Consider the following 16,059-nt stretch of genomic DNA (forward strand, 5'->3'; position numbering starts at 1 on the left):
GGCGTCACACGGGTGGGGTTCACTGGGGGGAGACGCCCGACGGGCGCGGGACGGAGGCGCGGCATGGACCTGAACACGATCCAGCGCGTCCGGGTGGTGCGCGAGCGCTCCGAGCTGGCGGGCCGCGGGCCGCGCTCAGCGGTCATCGGAGGCGGCTCCTGGGTGTTCTCCCTCCCCCACGACCACCTCGACGAGCTCCTCGACCTGCAGGGATTCGCGTGGGAGCCGATCGTGCGCACGGACGCCGGGCTCTCGATCGCGGCGACCTGCACGCTCAGCGAGCTCGCCGCGATGCCCGACGCGGGCGACACAGCCCATCCGCTCTTCTTCCAGTGCTGCACGGCACTGCTGGGCTCCTTCAAGATCTGGAACGTCGCCACTGTCGGCGGCAACATCGCCAACGCCCTGCCCGCAGGACCGATGATCAGCCTCGCCGCCGCGCTCGACGCCACCGCCCTCGTCTGGCGGGCCGACGGCTCGGACGTCGCCGTGCCGGTCGCCGAGCTCGTGACCGGCGACATGACCACTTCCCTGGCCCAGGACGACGTCATCCGCTCGATCGAGATCCCGCTCTCCTCCCTCCGGGCGCGCACCGCGTTCCGCAAGACGGCGCTCTCCCCTCTCGGACGCTCCGGCGCCGTCGTCATCGGCCGCCTCGACACCGACGGCGCGCTCGTGCTCACGATCACCGCGGCGACCGTCCGGCCGGAGCGGCTCCGCTTCGCCGCCGTTCCCTCCTCGGCCGAGCTCGCCGCGGCCGTCGACGGCGTCGCGACCTGGTTCACCGACCCGCACGGAGCCGCCGACTGGCGCCACGCCGTCGTCCGCGTACTCGCCGAGGAGATCCGCACCGAGCTGACCGGAGGCGCCCGATGAGGTTCACCGTCAACGGGGAGCCGGTCGACGCCTCCCCCCGCCCCGGCCAGGTGCTGCGCACCCTCCTCCGCGACCACGAGCACTTCGAGGTGAAGAAGGGGTGCGACGCCGGTGACTGCGGCGCCTGCTCCGTCCTCGTCGACGGGACGCCGTTCCACTCCTGCCTCTACCCCGCCCACCGCGTCGAGGGGCGCGAGGTGACGACAGCGGCCGGCCTCGGCACGCCCGAGGAGCCGAGCGCGGTGCAGGAGGCGTTCGTCGAGGCCGGCGCGTTCCAGTGCGGCTTCTGCACGGCCGGCATGGTGGTCACGGCCACGGCGCTCGACGGAGTCCGCGCCGAGGACGTGCCGCGGCTGATGAAGGGCAACCTCTGCCGGTGCACGGGCTACCGTCCCATCCGCGAGGCCGTGACGGGCGCCTGCGCGTCCGGGCACGGCGCGCACGCGGCCGAGCCGTCCGGAGCGGATCGCACGGAGGCCCTGGTCCGCGGACGGCACGCGGCCCCGCCGTCGGGTCTCACCCCCGTCCGCCGCACCGGTCGCCCGTCGGCCGAGGAGTCCCGGGTCGGCCGCTCGCTCGGCGCGCCCGCCGGCCGGCGGATCGTCCAGGGCCGCGAGCCGTTCACCCTCGACGTCGCCGTCCCCGGCCTGCTGCACCTGAAGGTCGTCCAGAGCCCGCACGCCCACGCGCGCATCCGCTCGATCGACACGACCGCCGCCCGCGCGATGCGGGGCGTCGTCGCGGTCCTCACCGCCGAGGACGTCCCGGACGTCCTCTACTCCACCGCCCGCCACGAGTCCCGGCTCGACGACCCGGACGACACCCGCATGCTCGACACGGTCGTCCGGTTCCGCGGGCAGCGCGTGGCCGTGGTGGTCGCGGAGTCGGTGGCCGAGGCGGAGGCGGCCTGCCGCGCCGTCGAGGTCGACTACGAGGTGCTGCCCGCCGTCTTCGACCCGGAGGAGGCGCGCTCGGCCGGCGCGCCGCTCCTGCACGCCGACAAGGATCCGATCGCCTCGCGCATCGCCCGGCCGGAGGCGAACGTCGTCGCGGAGCTCCACGGAGAGTACGGGGACGTGGCCGCCGGACTCGCGGAGGCCGACGTGGTCGTCGAGGGCCGGTACGCGACCTCCCGGGTCGCGCACACGGCGCTCGAGACCCACGGCACCATCGGCTGGCTCGAGGGCGGAGAGCTGGTGCTGCGGACCTCGACGCAGGTGCCCTTCCTCGTGCGCGACGAGATCGCGCGCCTGTTCGACCGCGATCCGTCGACCGTCCGCGTCTTCACGGCACGGGTGGGCGGCGGCTTCGGCGGCAAGCAGGAGATCCTGACGGAGGACGTCGTCGCCCTCGCCGTGCTCGCCACCGGCCGGCCCGTGCAGTTCGAGTTCACCCGGAGCGACGAGTTCACGATGGCCCCCTGCCGACACCCGATGCGGGTCGGCGTGACGCTCGGCGCCCGGCGCGACGGACGGCTGACCGCCCTCGCCGTGGACGTGCTCTCGGACACCGGCGCCTACGGCAACCACGGACCCGGCGTGATGTTCCACGGCACCTCGGAGTCGGTCGCCGTCTACAGCGCGCCCAGCAAGCGCGTCGACGCGCAGGCCGTCTACACGAACAACCTCCCCTCGGGGGCGTTCCGCGGCTACGGCCTCGGGCAGGTGATCTTCGGCATCGAGTCGGCGATGGACGATCTCGCCCGCGAGCTCGGGATCGACCCGTTCGAGCTGCGGCGGATCAACGCGGTGCGCCCGGGCGAGCCGCTGGTGGTCACGCACGTCGAGGGCGACGACATCGGCTTCGCCTCCTACGGGCTCGACCAGTGCCTCGACCTCACCGAGGCGGCACTGGCCGGCGGCGGCGGCTCCCCCGCCCCCGACGGACCGGGGTGGCGGACAGGGCAGGGCACGGCACTGGCGATGATCGCCACCATCCCACCGCGGGGCCACTTCTCGGAGGCGACCGTCACCGTCGACGCCGAGGGCGTGCTGACCATCGGCGTCGGCACGGCCGAGTTCGGCAACGGGACGACCACCGTGCACACGCAGCTGGTCGCGAGCGCCTTCCGTGCCTCGGCCGACCGGGTGCGGATCCGCCAGTCCGACACGGACGCGGCCCGCTACGACACCGGAGCGTTCGGCAGCGCCGGCACGGTCGTCGCGGGCAAGGCCGTCCACTCGGCCGCGACGCGCCTCCTCGCCGAGCTGCAGGCGCTCGCCAAGCGGCTGACCGGGCACGACGAGACCTTCGAGCCCGACGACGAGGGCCTGCTCGCTCCGGACGGCACCCGGGTCGCGTTCGCCGATCTGGTCCGTGCGGCCGGCGGACCGGTCACCGCGACCGGGAGCGAGGACGGCGCTCAGCGCTCGCTCGCGTTCAACGTCCAGGGCTTCCGCGTCGCGGTGCACGAGCCGACGGGCGAGGTGCGGATCCTGCAGTCGGTCCAGGCGGCCGACGCCGGCTTCGTGATCAACCCGGCGCAGTGCCGCGGGCAGGTCGAGGGCGGAGTGGCGCAGGCGATCGGCTCGGCGCTGTACGAGGAGGTGATCCTCGACGGCGAGGGCACCGTGACCACGGCGATCCTCCGGAACTACCACATCCCGCAGATGGCGGACGTGCCCGAGACCGAGGTGCTCTTCGCGGACACCGCCGACGAGCTCGGGCCGTTCGGCGCGAAGTCGATGAGCGAGGCGCCCTACAACCCGGTCGCCCCCGCACTCGCCAACGCCGTCCGCGACGCGATCGGCGTGCGGCCGACCGAGCTGCCGCTCTCCCGCGACCGGATCTGGCGGCTCCTGCACCCGGACGCCGCCCCGGTCGCGTCCGTCGAGGCGGAGGCGCCGCCCGGTTGAACGACGACGGGCTGAGCGCCGATCGGCTGCCGCAGCTCAGACGCGCGACGCCAGCTCCGTGCTCGCCCGGGCGACCTCGCGGGCGATCCCGTCCTCGTCCGCGTTCACCAGCCGTCCCTCCCGCACCGTCGGGCGACCCTGCACCAGGAGCAGGCTCAGCGGGGGCTGCGCTCCGAGCGCGAGGGCCGCGACCGGGTCCGCGATGCCCGCGTGCTCGATCCCGTCGATCCGCCAGAGCGCGAGGTCGGCGAGCTTGCCGACCTCGATCGAGCCGATCTCGTCCTGCCGGCCGAGCACCCGGGCCCCGCCGATGGTGGCGACCGAGAGCGCCTGCCGGGCGCTCATCCGGTCGGCGCCGGCGCGCAGGCGGTTCATCAGCACCGCGGCGCGGATCTCGGAGCCGAGCTGACCGGACTCGTTCGACGCCGCGCCGTCCACGCCGAGGCCGACCGGGGCTCCCGCAGCCAGCAGCTGCGGGATCGGCGCGATGCCCGCCGCGAGCCGGCCGTTCGAGGACGGGCAGTGCGCGACTCCGGTGCCCGTGGCCGCGAACTTCGCGATCGCGTCGGCGTCGAGGTGGACGCAGTGCGCCATCCAGACGTCGTCGCCGAGCCAGCCGAGCGACTCCAGGTGGTCGGTGGGCGAGAGGCCGAACGCCTCCCGCGTGTAGGCGTCCTCCTCCACGGTCTCGGAGCCGTGGGTGTGCAGCCGGACCCCGAGCTGACGGGCGAGGACGGCCGACTCGCGCAGCAGGTCGGTGGTCACCGAGAAGGGCGAGCACGGGGCGATCGCGACCCGCACCATCGCGTCGGCGGAGGCGTCGTGGTACCGCTGGACCGCCTCTCCACTGGCCTGGAGCGCGGCCGCCGTGGTCTCGACGGCGAAGTCCGGCGGGAGGCCGCCCCGGGACTCGCCGAGGTCCATCGACCCGCGGGTCGCGTGCAGCCGGAGGCCGAGGGTGCCGGCCGCGTCGACGATGCCGCCGACGATGTCGCCGGAGCCCCGCGGGAAGACGTAGTGGTGGTCGGCGACGGTGCTGCAGCCGGACCGGGCGAGGACGCCCATCGCGCCGAGGGCGGCGGAGCGGGTCAGGTCGGCGTCGATGCGGGACCAGGCGGGGTAGAGCGCGACGAGCCAGTCGAAGAGGATCGAGTCCTGCGCCCAGCCGCGGGTGAGCCACTGGTAGAGGTGGTGGTGCGTGTTGACGAGCCCGGGAGTGAGCAGGCGGCCGCGGCCGTCGACCCGCGTGAGCGCGATCGCCTCCTGCGCCGGCAGGCCCGTCGGGGACCGTCCGTCGAGGGCCCACGCCGGAGGGTCGCCGGCTCCGACGGCGACGATGCGGGAGTCGTCGACGACGACGTGGCCGACGGGGTGCTCGGTCCCGTGCGCGTCGACGGTGGCGACGTGGGCTCCGGTGAGGACGTGGCGCTGCATGCCCCGAGCATGGCAGCGCGGTGTTTCGCGGCCGTTTCCCGCCGGAGTGCGAGCAGGCCGGCGCGATCACGACGGCGCGCCGTCAAGGGAGGACGTGCGGCTCAGCGCGCCGCGTGGATCGGGCCCGAGCGCCCCGCGAGCGGCTCCCCGGACGTCCCCGTGCGCGCGGCGAGGACCTCCGCGAGGATCGACACGGCCGTCTCCTCCGGCGTCGACGCGCCGATGTCCAGGCCGATCGGCGAGTGCAGGCGGGCGAGCGCCTCCTCCGTCACTCCCGCCTCGCGCAGCAGCCGCAGCCGCCGCTCGTGGGTGCGCCGCGATCCCATCGCGCCGACGTAGACGACCGGGAGCGCGAGCGCGGTCTCGAGCAGCGGGATGTCGAACTTCTCGTCGTGCGTGAGCACCGCGATCACGGTGCGCGAGTCGACCTCGGCGCGGGCGAGGTGGTCGGACGGCCACTCAACCACGACCTCGTCGGCGCCGGGGAAGCGCTCGGCGGTCGCGAACACCGGACGCGCGTCGCAGACGGTCACGCGGTAGCCGAGCAGGGATCCGGCGGAGCAGAGCGCGGCGGAGAAGTCGACGGCGCCGTAGATCAGCAGGCGCGGCCGCTCCGCGTGCACGATGTAGGCGATCTCGAGCTCGGCGCTCCGGCAGGCGGTCTCGACCGTGGCCGAGCGGCCGGAGGCCAGGCGCGCCTCGCGCTCGGCGAGGATGCGGCGGGCGGTGTCCTCGTCCAGGTGCGGGCCGACGACGTCCTGGAGGCGCGTCGCTCCGGTGAGGACGAGGCCGATCAGCTCCTCCGGGCCGCCGACGACGATCGCCAGCGCGGCCGAGCGGCCGGCGCGGGCGGCGCGCAGCTCGGCGAGGACCGCGGTGGAGCCGGAGTCGACGACCTGGCCGAACACGCGCAGCTGCCCCCCGCAGGACAGGCCCGCGGCGAAGGCCGCCTCGTCGTCGAAGCCGAAGTGCTCGGACGCGCTGCCCGAGGTGCCGAGCACCTCCTGGGCCAGCGCGTACGCCTGCGCCTCGACGCAGCCGCCGGAGATCGAGCCGATCGCGCGCCCCTCCGCGTCCACCGCCATCGAGGAGCCGAGAGCGCGGGGAGCCGAGCCGAAGACGTGCGTGACCGTGACGACCGCGACGCTCCCGCCCGCCTCGACGCGCTCGAGCAGGGGGTCGGCGATGTCGAGCACGACGGCCTCCTCTTCTCGGACGGGAGGCGACGGCGCCGGGGCTGCGGGGAGGCCGGGCGGAGCCGCCGACGGGCGCTCACACGCAGGAAACATGCCGAGTATAGGGTCGATCCATGCCTGACGACGCTCCCTTCCTCGACCTCGTGATCCGCGCCTCCGACGTGCTGACCGAGAACGGCCGGCGTCCGGCCAGCATCGCGATCGCCGAGGGCCTGATCGTCGCGGTCGGCGAGCGGGACGCCCCCTGGCGGACCACGGAGGAGATCGTCCTCCCCGAGGGCCAGGTCCTGATCCCGGGGATCGTCGACACCCACGTGCACGTCAACGAACCGGGCCGCACGGAATGGGAGGGCTTCGCCTCCGCCACCCGCGCGGCCGCCGCCGGGGGCGTCACCACGATCATCGACATGCCGCTGAACTCGATCCCGCCGACCACCACGGTGGCGGGGCTCGAGGCCAAGCGCGCGGCCGCCGGGCCGCAGGCGCAGGTGGACGTCGGATTCTGGGGCGGGGCGATCCCCTCGAACCTCGGCACGCTGCGCGAGCTCCACGACGCGGGCGTCTTCGGCTTCAAGTGCTTCCTCTCGCCGAGCGGAGTGGACGAGTTCCCGCACCTGAGCCGGGAGCAGCTCGTCGAGGCGATGCGCGAGATCGCCGCCTTCGACGGACTGCTGATCGTGCACGCCGAGGACCCGGCCGAACTGGAGGCGAGCGCGCTGGAGCCCGGCGCCTCCTACGGCGCGTTCGTCGACTCCCGCCCGCCCGCCTCCGAGCGCAGCGCGATCCTGCACGTGATCGAGGCCGTCCGCGAGACCGGCTGCCGCGCGCACATCCTGCACCTCTCCTCCGCCGACGCGCTGCCGCTCCTGCGCGAGGCCAAGGCCGAGGGGCTGCCGATCACCGCCGAGACCTGCCCGCACTACCTCACCTTCGACGCCGGCTCGATCCCCGACGGCGGCACGCAGTTCAAGTGCTGCCCGCCGATCCGCGACGAGCGCAACCGCGAGCTGCTCTGGAAGGGGCTGCTCGACGGGACGATCGACATCATCGCCTCGGACCACTCCCCCGCCACCGCCGAGCTGAAGCTCCCCGCCGGCGGCGACTTCGGCGTCGCCTGGGGCGGGATCTCGGGACTCGAGCTGAGCTTCCGCGCGGTCTGGACCGGGGCCCGCGAGCGGGGCATCCCGCTCGAGCAGGTCGTCGCCTGGATGTCCACGGCGACCGCCGCGTTCGCCGGGCTCGGCCAGAAGGGCCTGCTGCACGCGGGGTCCGACGCCGACCTGGTCGCGTTCGACCCGGAGGCGCAGTGGCGCGTGGACGTCGACGCCCTCTCGCACCGGAACCCCGTCTCGGCCTACGAGGGCCGCGTCCTCCGCGGCGCCGTCGCCGCCACCTGGGTGGGCGGCCGCCGCGTCACCGCCGCGACGGTCCCGCCCGCCGGGCGCCTCCTCACCCGCCCCTGACCTCGACCCGCCGATGCCCCGCCTCCCTGACGACACCTCGGGGAGCTCCCCCGCTCACGCCGAGCGCCGCCGTGTCATCGGCAGGTTTCGAGTGTGTGAACGGAGGCGGGTCGGAGCCGCGGAGCGGGCGGATCGCACAAGACTCGGAGTCCCGGCGGCGGCTCCTCGGGATGCTCCGCCGGTGCGCGGAGCCCCCGGCAGGCGCGAGGCTGGCAGACGGGCTCGCAGGAGCCGCGAGCAGGACTGGCACCACCGCGTGACCGGGCCCGGCCGCACGGAACGGACAGGAGCGGACATGTCGATCATCCTCGGGGACCACCAGTACGGGAAGGCCGAGAACCGCGTCGTGCGGATCTACCGCGAGACCCCGCGGCACGAGATCCACGACGTCAACGTCTCCACGGCCCTCCGCGGCGACTTCGAGGCCGCGCACCGCGAGGGCGACCAGTCGGCCGTCCTGCCCACGGACACGCAGAAGCAGACGGCGTACGCCTTCGCCAAGGAGAAGGGCCTGCGCTCGATCGAGCCCTACGGCCTCGAGCTGGCCCGCCACTTCGTCGACGGCTACGAGCCCGTCCACGGCGCCCGCATCGAGATCGAGGAGTTCGCCTGGGAGCGCGTGCTGGTGGACGGGCGCGAGCACGACCACACCTGGGTCCGGAAGGGCCAAGAGACGCGGATCGCGTCGGTCACGGTCGAGGGCTCGGGCGACGAGCGGCGGATCTGGATCACCGGCGGCTTCAAGGACCTCACGATCCTGAAGTCCACGGGGAGCGAGTTCCACGGCTTCCTCACCGACCCGTACACGGTCCTCCAGCCGACGAACGACCGGGTGATGGCGACCTCGCTGGTCGCGAAGTGGCGCTTCGCCCTGAGCGAGGACGAGATCGCGGCGATGGACTGGGAGGCGGTCTACGCGGGCGTCAAGGCGCTCATGACGAGCCGCTTCGCGACCGTGCACTCCCTCGCCCTCCAGCAGACGCTCTTCGAGATGGGGAAGGCGGTCCTGGAGGAGTACTCGCAGATCGTCGAGATCCGTCTCTCCGCGCCGAACAAGCACCACTTCGTCTACGACCTCTCGCCCTTCCGCGTCGAGAACGACAACGAGGTCTTCCACGCCGCCGACCGCCCCTACGGGCTGATCCAGGCGAGCGTCACCCGCGACGACGCGCCGCCCGCGGGATCCGCCTGGACCGCCTACACGGGCCTGGTGTGACCGGCGCCGGGGGCGTCCACCGGGGGCACGTGCTGCACGTCGCCGGGGGTGCGACGCTCGCGACCGCGCGGGAGTCGCTGGTGTCGATCCCGGACGGCGCTCTCGCCGTGGACGAGGACGGCACGATCGCCTGGGTCGGTCCGTACCGCGAGCTGCCGGACCGCTTCGCGCTCCTGCCGGTCTCCGGCGACGCCGCGTCGGTCCTGCTGCCCGGCTTCGTCGACGCGCACGTGCACTTCCCCCAGACGTTCTCGACCGACGGCTTCGGCGGCGGCCAGCTGCTCGAGTGGCTCGACCGGACGGTGTTCCCCTCGGAGGCGCGGCTCGCCGACCCGGAGTTCGCCGACGTCGTCGCGCGAGCCTTCACCCGGCGGCGGGTGGCCGCGGGCACGACCGCCGCGATGGTCTTCGGCTCCGCGTTCCCGGCCGCGCAGGACGCCCTCTTCGAGCGCACCCGCGAGGCGGGGCTGCGGATCGTGTCGGGGCGCGGGATCCAGACCACGGGCCCGGCCTCGGCGGCGCCCCTGATCACCTCGGAGGAGGAGGCGCTGACGCTCGCGTCGGAGGAGATCGACCGCTGGCACGGGAGGAACCCGCTCCTGCAGGTCGCGCTCGTCCCGCGGTTCTCGCTGTCCGTCACTCCCCGGACCCTCGGAGCGCTCGGCGACCTCTACGACGACGTCCGCGGACGCGGCGTCTACGTGCACAGCCACCTCAACGAGAACGACCGGCCCGGCGACGGCGAGATCGCCGCCGTGCTCGGCTCGTACGGCACCCGCAGCTACCTCGACACCTACGACGGGCTCTTCCTCCCCGGCTCCGCGCGCGGAGGCTCCTCCCTCCTCGGGCCGCGCACGATCCTCGCTCACGCCGTGCACTGCCAGGACGCGGAGCTGCACCGGATGGAGGAGACCGGCACCTCGATCGCCCACTGCCCGACCTCGCAGCAGTTCCTCGGCTCCGGCACCATGCCCTGGCGCCGGACCGTCGCCTCGGGGGTCACCGTCGCCCTCGGCACGGACGTGGGCGCGGGCGACGAGTGGCTGCTGGCGCGAGTGGCGAACGACGCCTTCAAGGTGCACCTCTCGGAGCCCGGCGACGCGGCCGTCGCCCTGCATCCGGCCGAGCTCCTGTTCACGGCGACGCTCGCCGGCGCGCGGGCGCTCGACCAGGAGGAGCGGTTCGGCAGCCTCGACCCCGGGAAGGACGCGGACTTCCTCCGCATCGAGCCCGACCGGTGGGAGCCGCTCGCCGACGTCCTCGCCCACGGGATCCGCGCGGACGACGAGGAGGAGGCGACGGCCCAGCTGCTCTTCGCCCTGCTGATGACCCTGCGCGAGCCGGCGATCGCCGCGGTGCACGTCCGGGGCAGGCGGATCGCGCCTCCGGAGTGACGGGGCCGGCCCGGGCGGCGCGGTGCGGACCGCGCGCACTCGGCCGTCAGCGCAGGCGCAGCGCCAGGAACAGGTCGGCGCGGTCCGCGGTGTCCGACAGGTCGCGCTGCGTCAGCTCCTCCACCCTCGCGATGCGGTACCGCACCGTGTTCAGGTGCAGGTGCGTCTGCTCCGCCGTGCGCACCCACGAGCCGCCGCAGTCGAGGAACGCCGCGAGCGTGGCGACCAGCTGCGAGCCGTAGCGCGCGTCGTGCTCGACGAGCCGCCCGAGCACCAGCTCGACGAACACCGAGCGCAGGTGGTCGGGGACCGCGGTCAGCAGCTGCACGGCGGAGGTGACCTCCCCGGAGTCGCTGACCCGCACCGGAGCGTCGTCGCCCGGAGAGCCCGGCAGCAGCATCCCGTAGCGTGCCGAGCGGAGGGCGCCGCCGAGCGCGGGCAGCGGAGTCGCGGCGCTCGTCCCGACGCGCAGCACGGCGCCCGGCCACGCGGCTCCCGCTCGTCGCAGCGCCGAGGTGACGACGGCGAGCGGATCCGCGCCGGTGGGGATCGCATCGGTCGCCTCGGTGGGCAGCACCGCCACCGCGCAGCCCTGGGCGTCGCGTCCGACCACGGCGCGGCCCAGGTGCGCGGCGGCGTCGACCAGGACACGGCGCGCCAGGTCCGGGGGCGCGTCGCCCTCGAACTCGGCGGCGACCACGGCGCACCGCCCGGCGCCGCCGAGTCCGAGCTGCCGCAGGTACACCGCGGCCTCGGGCTGCTCGCTGTCCTCCTCCACGAGCTCGAGCAGGCGGTCGGCGAGAGCGGAGTCGGCCGAGAGCGCCGCCTCCCGCTGCAGCCGGTAGACCCCCACGACTCCGGCGAGCTCCGTCACGGCGTCGAGTACTGCGGCGGGCCAGTCGTTCCAGTCGCCCCCGACGACGACCAGCCAGGAGGTGGCGCGGTGCTCGCCCGCGCCTGCGACGGTGAGGACCGACAGGGCGCCGCCGCGGGCGTCCGCGACCACGACCGGGCTGCGCCGGGCCGTGAGCGCCGCGTGCACGACCCGCTCGATCTCCCCCAGCCCCAGGGGCGAGGCGGAGGCCGCGGTCCGACCGGTGGCGGTCAGCACCGACACGGGGAGTCCGAGCTCGCGCGAGGTGCGCGTGACGAGCTCGTCGAGCTGCTGCCCCCGGTAGACCTCCGTCAGCAGCTCCCGCTGGCGGGCGAGGGCGGCCGTCAGCCGGGCCACGCGGTCGCCGGCGAGGGCGTTCGACAGGTGCGCCGTGATCGCGCCGAACGACACATCGGCCGGCACGGCGATCAGCGGGACGTCGTGCTCGCGGCAGGCGACGACGAGGTCGTCCGGCACGAAGCCCAGCAGCCCCTCGCCGGCGAGCAGAGCGCTGGCACCCGAATCCGCGACCGCGGCGACGAAGGCCGCGCTGTCCTGGGCGTCCCGACGCCAGACCAGACCGGTCAGCACCAGCTGGTCGCGCGAGATGTAGCGGCGCGGGTCGAGGAGATCGGTCGTGAAGATGCCGTCGACCGGCCGCGCGAGCGCTGCGTCGCCGGCGACCAGCACGCGCAGCCGCAGCTGCGGCGCGTCGAGGACGTCCTGCAGCTGCATCAGCTGCCCCGGTAGGTCGAGTAGGCGAAGGGGCTGAGCAGGAGCGGGATGTGGAAGTGCGCCTCCTCGTCGTCGAGGCGGAAGGCGACGACGACCTCGGGGTAGAACGACTCGGTGCCCGAGGCGGCGAACCAGGCGCCGGTGTCGAAGACGACCCGGTGCACCCCGGCGGCCAGGCGCTCCGGCCCGAAGGCCGCCACGCGGCCGTCGTCGTCGGTGCGGGCCTCGGCGAGGCGCTCCCAGCCGGAGCCGACGCGGGCGTCGAGAGCCACCGGGACCCCGCGCGCGGGGCGGCCGCGGACGGCGTCGAGCACGTGGGTCGTGACGCGGCTGGCGTGCCCGCTCATCGTGCGGCCTCCGCACGGACGAGGCGCCCGTCGTCGAGGCCGCGGACGCGCAGCACCGTGATCTCCCGCAGCTGCTCCGCGACGATGCGGGCCTCCGTCTCGTCGTCGAGCCCGAGCCTCCGCTCCAGCTCCGCGACGACCTCGGCCCGGTCGCGGCCGGCCGCGCGGAGGAGGAACACGCGCCCGAACCGCTCCTCGTAGGCGCGGTTGCCGGCCAGCAGCCGCCGGGTCAGCTCCTCGTCGCCCGTGCGGCTCGCAGCCTGCTCCGCGGCCGAGAACGCGGAGGAGCGCCCCGCGCCCGCGTGCCGCTCGCCGATCCGGGGGTGGTCGGCCAGCGCCGCCTCCACCTCCTCCTCGGTGAGCGTGCGCGCGGCCCGCTCGGCCGCGTCGGCGAGCGCGTCGGCCGACGGGTAGGGCGCGCCGGAGGCGACCTCGTCGGCCCAGCGGGGGACGGCGAGGCACGCGAGCAGCACGTCGCGGGCGGTCTCGGATCGGGTGTCGGTCATGCGGTCTCCTTCGTCCGGCGGAGCAGGGGCTCGGCCTGCGGCACGATGGTCGGATGGATCTGGTCGGGAGTCGGGACCTCGTCGGGCTGGTGCTCGCGGCGGGTGCGGGGCGCCGGGCGGGCGGCCCGAAGGCGCTGCGGTGCGACGCGGCGGGAGTTCCCTGGGTGGAGCGAGCCGTCGAGAGGCTCCGCGCGGTGGGCTGCGAGCGGGTGCTCGTGGTCCTGGGCGCGGAGGCCGGACGGGCGCGCCTCCTGGTGCCGCCGTCCGCGGACGTCGTCGTCGCGGCGGAGTGGGAGACCGGCCTCTCGGCGTCGCTCCGCGCGGGTCTCGCCGCGGCCGAGGGCGTCGCCGCGCTGGTCGCCCTGGTCGACCTGCCCGAGGAGCCGCCGAGCGTGGGGGCCCGGCTGCTCGCGGAGGCGCCGGTCGCGCCGGACGTGCTCGCCCGCGCGGTCTTCCGCGGTCGGCCCGGTCATCCGGTGCTGCTGGGACGGGACCACTGGCCGGAGCTCCTCGAGGGCGTGCACGGGGACTCCGGCGCGCGCGACCTGCTCCGCGCGAGGGGCGCGCGCGGGGTGGAGTGCGGCGATCTGTGGTCGGGAGCCGACCGCGACGGGCCGGACTGAGCGGCTCACGCCAGGCCCGCGTCGTCGAGGGCGGCGGCCAGCGCCCGCCAGGCCAGCGTCGCGCAGACGGAGCGGACGGGGTTGCCCGCGACCGCGAGTAGCGCCTGCTCCTCGCCGGCGAGAGCACCCTCCCGGTGCGCCATCGCCGCGAGGAACGCGTCGATCCGCTCCCGCATGTCCGACGCCGGCAGCCCGTCGAGACCGTCCGCGAGCAGCGACGCGGATCCTCGCGAGACCTCGCACCCCCGCCCGCTCCAGGCGAGGCGCACCTGCTCCGCGCCGCCGTCGACGCGCAGCTCGATCCGGTCGCCGCAGGTGGGGGTGATCAGCTCGGCCCGGCCGAGGGCCGGGGCCGGGTCGGCCTGCCCGACGGGGTCCTTGGCGTGCGCGCGGATCAGCTCCGCCGCCTCGCTCACGGCCGGTCCTCCAGCTCGGCGAGCTCCGCGTAGGCCGTGCTGATCCCGGCGATCCGCTCACGCGACTCCCTCGGCGACGCCCCGAGCACTCCGGAGGCGACGAGCGCGACCGCGCTCATCGCCGCCGCGTAGCTGTCCAGCGCCGTGCCGCTGTCGACCGGGCACTCCAGCCAGACCGCCGCGTGCTCCGCGTAGCGCCGGGCGGGCGGATCCGCGAGGAGCACCACGGGCACCTCGCGCGCGGCGAGCGTCCCGATCAGGGCCGCGAAGGAGGCGGGGCGGCGGCGGAAGCCGACCAGCACCACGACGTCCTCGGCTCCGAGCCCCTCGAGCTCCTCACCGAGCGACTGGCCGGGCTGCGGGGCGATCCGGACGCGTCCGCGCGCCTGCGCGAGCTGCTGGCGCAGGTGCAGCGCCACCGGGTAGCTGTTGCGCAGTCCGATCACGACGACCTCGCGCGCTCCCGCGATCAGCCGCACCGCCTCCTCCAGCCGCCCGTCGCCGAACGCGGCGGCCAGCCGGGCCAGGTTCGCCCGCTCGCTCTCGAGGTGCGCGGCGAGCGGATCCCCCTGTCCCTGCGCGGGACCGACCGGCACACCGGAGGACCGCAGCGCCCGGGCGTGCTCGCGCACCTCCTGCGAGTTCGAGAACCCCAGGCGGCGGAACAGCCGCGAGACCGTGGCCTTGGACACTCCGCTGTGCTGGGCGAGCTCGGTCGCCGTGTAGACGGCCAGGTCGCCGAGGTGGTCGAGGATGAAGTCGGCCGCCCGCTGCTCCTGCCGCGACAGCGCGGCGTAGCCGGCATCGATGCGGTGACCGATGCTCGTCGAGGGGGCCGGGGCGGGGGTCACGCGGTCGGCGTCCCGTCGGCGAGCGCCAGCACGGCCGCCTCGAACGCGTCGAGCGCGGTCGCGACGTCGGCCTCGGTCACGTTCTCGTCCGGGTGGTGGCTGACGCCGCCCTCGCAGCGGAGGAAGAGCATCGCGTACTCGGCGAGGTCGGCGACCGCCATCGCGTCGTGGCCGGCTTTGGAGAAGAGCACCATCGGCTCCGCGTCCCCGGTCGCGCGGATGCCCGCCCGCACGACGTCCTGCAGCCGCGAGGAGGCGACGACCGCGGGGGCCGAATGGGTCTCCTCCACCGTCAGCGCGAGACGGCGGCGCGACGCCGACTCCGACATCGCGTGCTCGATGGCGTCCCACGCCGCGTCGCGCTGGGCGTCGGTCTCGGCGCGGAGGTCGAGGCTGAACTCGACCCGGCCGGGGATGACGTTGACCGCGCCCGGGAAGGTCTCGAGCCGGCCGACCGTGGCGATCACGCCCTGCTCCCGCGCGATGCGCTCCACCGCGAGCACGGCCTCGGCCGCCCCGGTGAGCGCGTCGCGGCGGCGGTCGAGCGGAACTCCGCCCGCGTGCCCGGCCTTGCCGGTGAGGGTGAGTGCGAAGCGGCGGGCGCCCGCTATCGAGGAGACCACGGCGAGGGCGCGGTCCGCCTCCTCCAGGTAGGAGCCCTGCTCGATGTGCGCCTCGAGGTAGGCGAGGACGTCCTGCGCGTCGCGCGCGGCGGTGCGGATGCGCGAGGGGTCCAGCCCGAACTCGTGGAACGCCTCGACGAGCGTCGTCCCGTCGGCGTCCTCGAGCTCCCACCAGTGCTCGTCCCAGGTGCCTGCGAGGGCGCGGGAGCCGAGGAGCGCTGTGCCGAAGCGGGTGCCCTCCTCGTCGCCGAACGCGACGACCTCGACGGCGAACGGCAGGCGCCGGCCCGCCCCGTGCAGGCGCGACACCACGGCGATCGCGAGCATCACGCCGAGGATCCCGTCGTAGCGGCCCGCGTCGGGCACCGTGTCGAGGTGCGAGCCGAGCAGAAGCGCCGGGAGTCCCGGAGTCGCGCCCTCGTAGCGGCCGCACTGGTTGCCGGCCGCGTCCTGCCAGGTGCGCATGCCCGCCTCGGTCATCCAGCGCGCGGCCATCGCGTTCACCCGGGCGTGCTCGGGCGAGAGGTAGACCCGCTCGATGCCGTCGCGGCTGGAGGAGACCGCGGCGAGCTCGTCGCAGCGGGCCATGATCGCGGCGGCGTCGAGCGGCCCTCCCTTTCGCCCGAGCACGCCCGGGTGAACGCGATGGC

The 16,059-nt window shown here is 75.1% G+C and carries 14 protein-coding genes; 6 read left to right on the forward strand and 8 right to left on the reverse strand.

Going from position 1 to position 16,059, the window contains the following annotated elements:
* Nucleotides 1-63 precede the first annotated feature (63 nt).
* Together C5C71_RS16475 and C5C71_RS16480 are read left to right on the forward strand one after the other, a co-directional pair.
* Complete coding sequence (locus C5C71_RS16475) at nucleotides 64-876, forward strand: FAD binding domain-containing protein (RefSeq protein ID WP_104338115.1); 813 nt, start codon at nucleotides 64-66, stop codon at nucleotides 874-876.
* On the forward strand, nucleotides 873-3,731 hold the full coding sequence (locus C5C71_RS16480) for a molybdopterin cofactor-binding domain-containing protein (protein ID WP_104338116.1): 2,859 nt from the start codon (nucleotides 873-875) through the stop codon (nucleotides 3,729-3,731). Before C5C71_RS16475 ends, C5C71_RS16480 begins: the two co-directional genes overlap by 4 nt.
* Before the next feature lie 36 nt (nucleotides 3,732-3,767).
* Here C5C71_RS16480 and C5C71_RS16485 read toward each other — a convergent pair whose 3' ends face one another.
* Both C5C71_RS16485 and C5C71_RS16490 read right to left on the reverse strand, forming a co-directional pair.
* Nucleotides 3,768-5,165 (reverse strand): 8-oxoguanine deaminase, encoded by a 1,398-nt coding sequence (locus tag C5C71_RS16485; protein ID WP_104338117.1) that lies wholly within the window; start codon nucleotides 5,163-5,165, stop codon nucleotides 3,768-3,770.
* A gap of 101 nt (nucleotides 5,166-5,266) precedes the next feature.
* Nucleotides 5,267-6,361, reverse strand: a complete 1,095-nt coding sequence (locus C5C71_RS16490) for an XdhC family protein (RefSeq protein WP_104338118.1) — start codon at nucleotides 6,359-6,361, stop codon at nucleotides 5,267-5,269.
* 113 nt (nucleotides 6,362-6,474) lie between these two features.
* Between C5C71_RS16490 and allB the strand changes: the two genes are divergently transcribed.
* The 3 genes from allB (at nucleotide 6,475) to C5C71_RS16505 (ending at nucleotide 10,434) form a co-directional block, all read left to right on the forward strand.
* Complete coding sequence (gene allB, locus C5C71_RS16495) at nucleotides 6,475-7,824, forward strand: allantoinase AllB (protein ID WP_104248249.1); 1,350 nt, start codon at nucleotides 6,475-6,477, stop codon at nucleotides 7,822-7,824.
* Nucleotides 7,825-8,119: 295 nt separating this feature from the next.
* The gene (gene pucL / locus C5C71_RS16500) at nucleotides 8,120-9,040 is read left to right on the forward strand and encodes a factor-independent urate hydroxylase (protein WP_104338119.1); all 921 of its coding nucleotides are present in this window, start codon (nucleotides 8,120-8,122) and stop codon (nucleotides 9,038-9,040) included.
* Nucleotides 9,037-10,434: an amidohydrolase family protein gene (locus tag C5C71_RS16505; protein ID WP_104338120.1), complete on the forward strand. Its 1,398-nt coding sequence runs from the start codon at nucleotides 9,037-9,039 to the stop codon at nucleotides 10,432-10,434. The genes pucL and C5C71_RS16505 overlap by 4 nt, the downstream gene beginning before the upstream one ends.
* Before the next feature lie 46 nt (nucleotides 10,435-10,480).
* On the opposite strand, the gene C5C71_RS16510 is transcribed toward C5C71_RS16505, so the two are convergent.
* From C5C71_RS16510 to uraD, 3 genes are read right to left on the reverse strand one after another with little or no spacing between them, the layout of a single operon-like run.
* On the reverse strand, nucleotides 10,481-12,043 hold the full coding sequence (locus tag C5C71_RS16510) for a PucR family transcriptional regulator (RefSeq protein WP_104338121.1): 1,563 nt from the start codon (nucleotides 12,041-12,043) through the stop codon (nucleotides 10,481-10,483).
* Entirely contained in the window at nucleotides 12,043-12,390 is a 348-nt protein-coding gene (uraH, locus tag C5C71_RS16515) for a hydroxyisourate hydrolase (RefSeq protein WP_104223494.1), read from the reverse strand. Before uraH ends, C5C71_RS16510 begins: the two co-directional genes overlap by 1 nt.
* Nucleotides 12,387-12,896, reverse strand: a complete 510-nt coding sequence (gene uraD / locus C5C71_RS16520; RefSeq protein WP_104234584.1) for a 2-oxo-4-hydroxy-4-carboxy-5-ureidoimidazoline decarboxylase — start codon at nucleotides 12,894-12,896, stop codon at nucleotides 12,387-12,389. Before uraD ends, uraH begins: the two co-directional genes overlap by 4 nt.
* Before the next feature lie 53 nt (nucleotides 12,897-12,949).
* Between uraD and C5C71_RS16525 the strand changes: the two genes are divergently transcribed.
* Nucleotides 12,950-13,519, forward strand: a complete 570-nt coding sequence (locus C5C71_RS16525) for an NTP transferase domain-containing protein (protein ID WP_104223492.1) — start codon at nucleotides 12,950-12,952, stop codon at nucleotides 13,517-13,519.
* Nucleotides 13,520-13,524: 5 nt separating this feature from the next.
* On the opposite strand, the gene C5C71_RS16530 is transcribed toward C5C71_RS16525, so the two are convergent.
* The 3 genes from C5C71_RS16530 to C5C71_RS16540 are packed head-to-tail and all read right to left on the reverse strand — an operon-like array spanning nucleotide 13,525 to nucleotide 15,997.
* On the reverse strand, nucleotides 13,525-13,935 hold the full coding sequence (locus tag C5C71_RS16530; RefSeq protein WP_104338122.1) for an iron-sulfur cluster assembly scaffold protein: 411 nt from the start codon (nucleotides 13,933-13,935) through the stop codon (nucleotides 13,525-13,527).
* On the reverse strand, nucleotides 13,932-14,786 hold the full coding sequence (locus tag C5C71_RS16535; RefSeq protein ID WP_219812189.1) for a MurR/RpiR family transcriptional regulator: 855 nt from the start codon (nucleotides 14,784-14,786) through the stop codon (nucleotides 13,932-13,934). The genes C5C71_RS16530 and C5C71_RS16535 overlap by 4 nt, the downstream gene beginning before the upstream one ends.
* Nucleotides 14,783-15,997, reverse strand: coding sequence for an allantoate amidohydrolase (locus tag C5C71_RS16540; RefSeq protein ID WP_258068760.1), 1,215 nt, complete (start codon nucleotides 15,995-15,997; stop codon nucleotides 14,783-14,785). Before C5C71_RS16540 ends, C5C71_RS16535 begins: the two co-directional genes overlap by 4 nt.
* Nucleotides 15,998-16,059: the final 62 nt, after the last annotated feature.

This window comes from Rathayibacter sp. AY1C1 (assembly GCF_002932105.1).
Taxonomy (GTDB): Bacteria; Actinomycetota; Actinomycetes; order Actinomycetales; family Microbacteriaceae; genus Rathayibacter.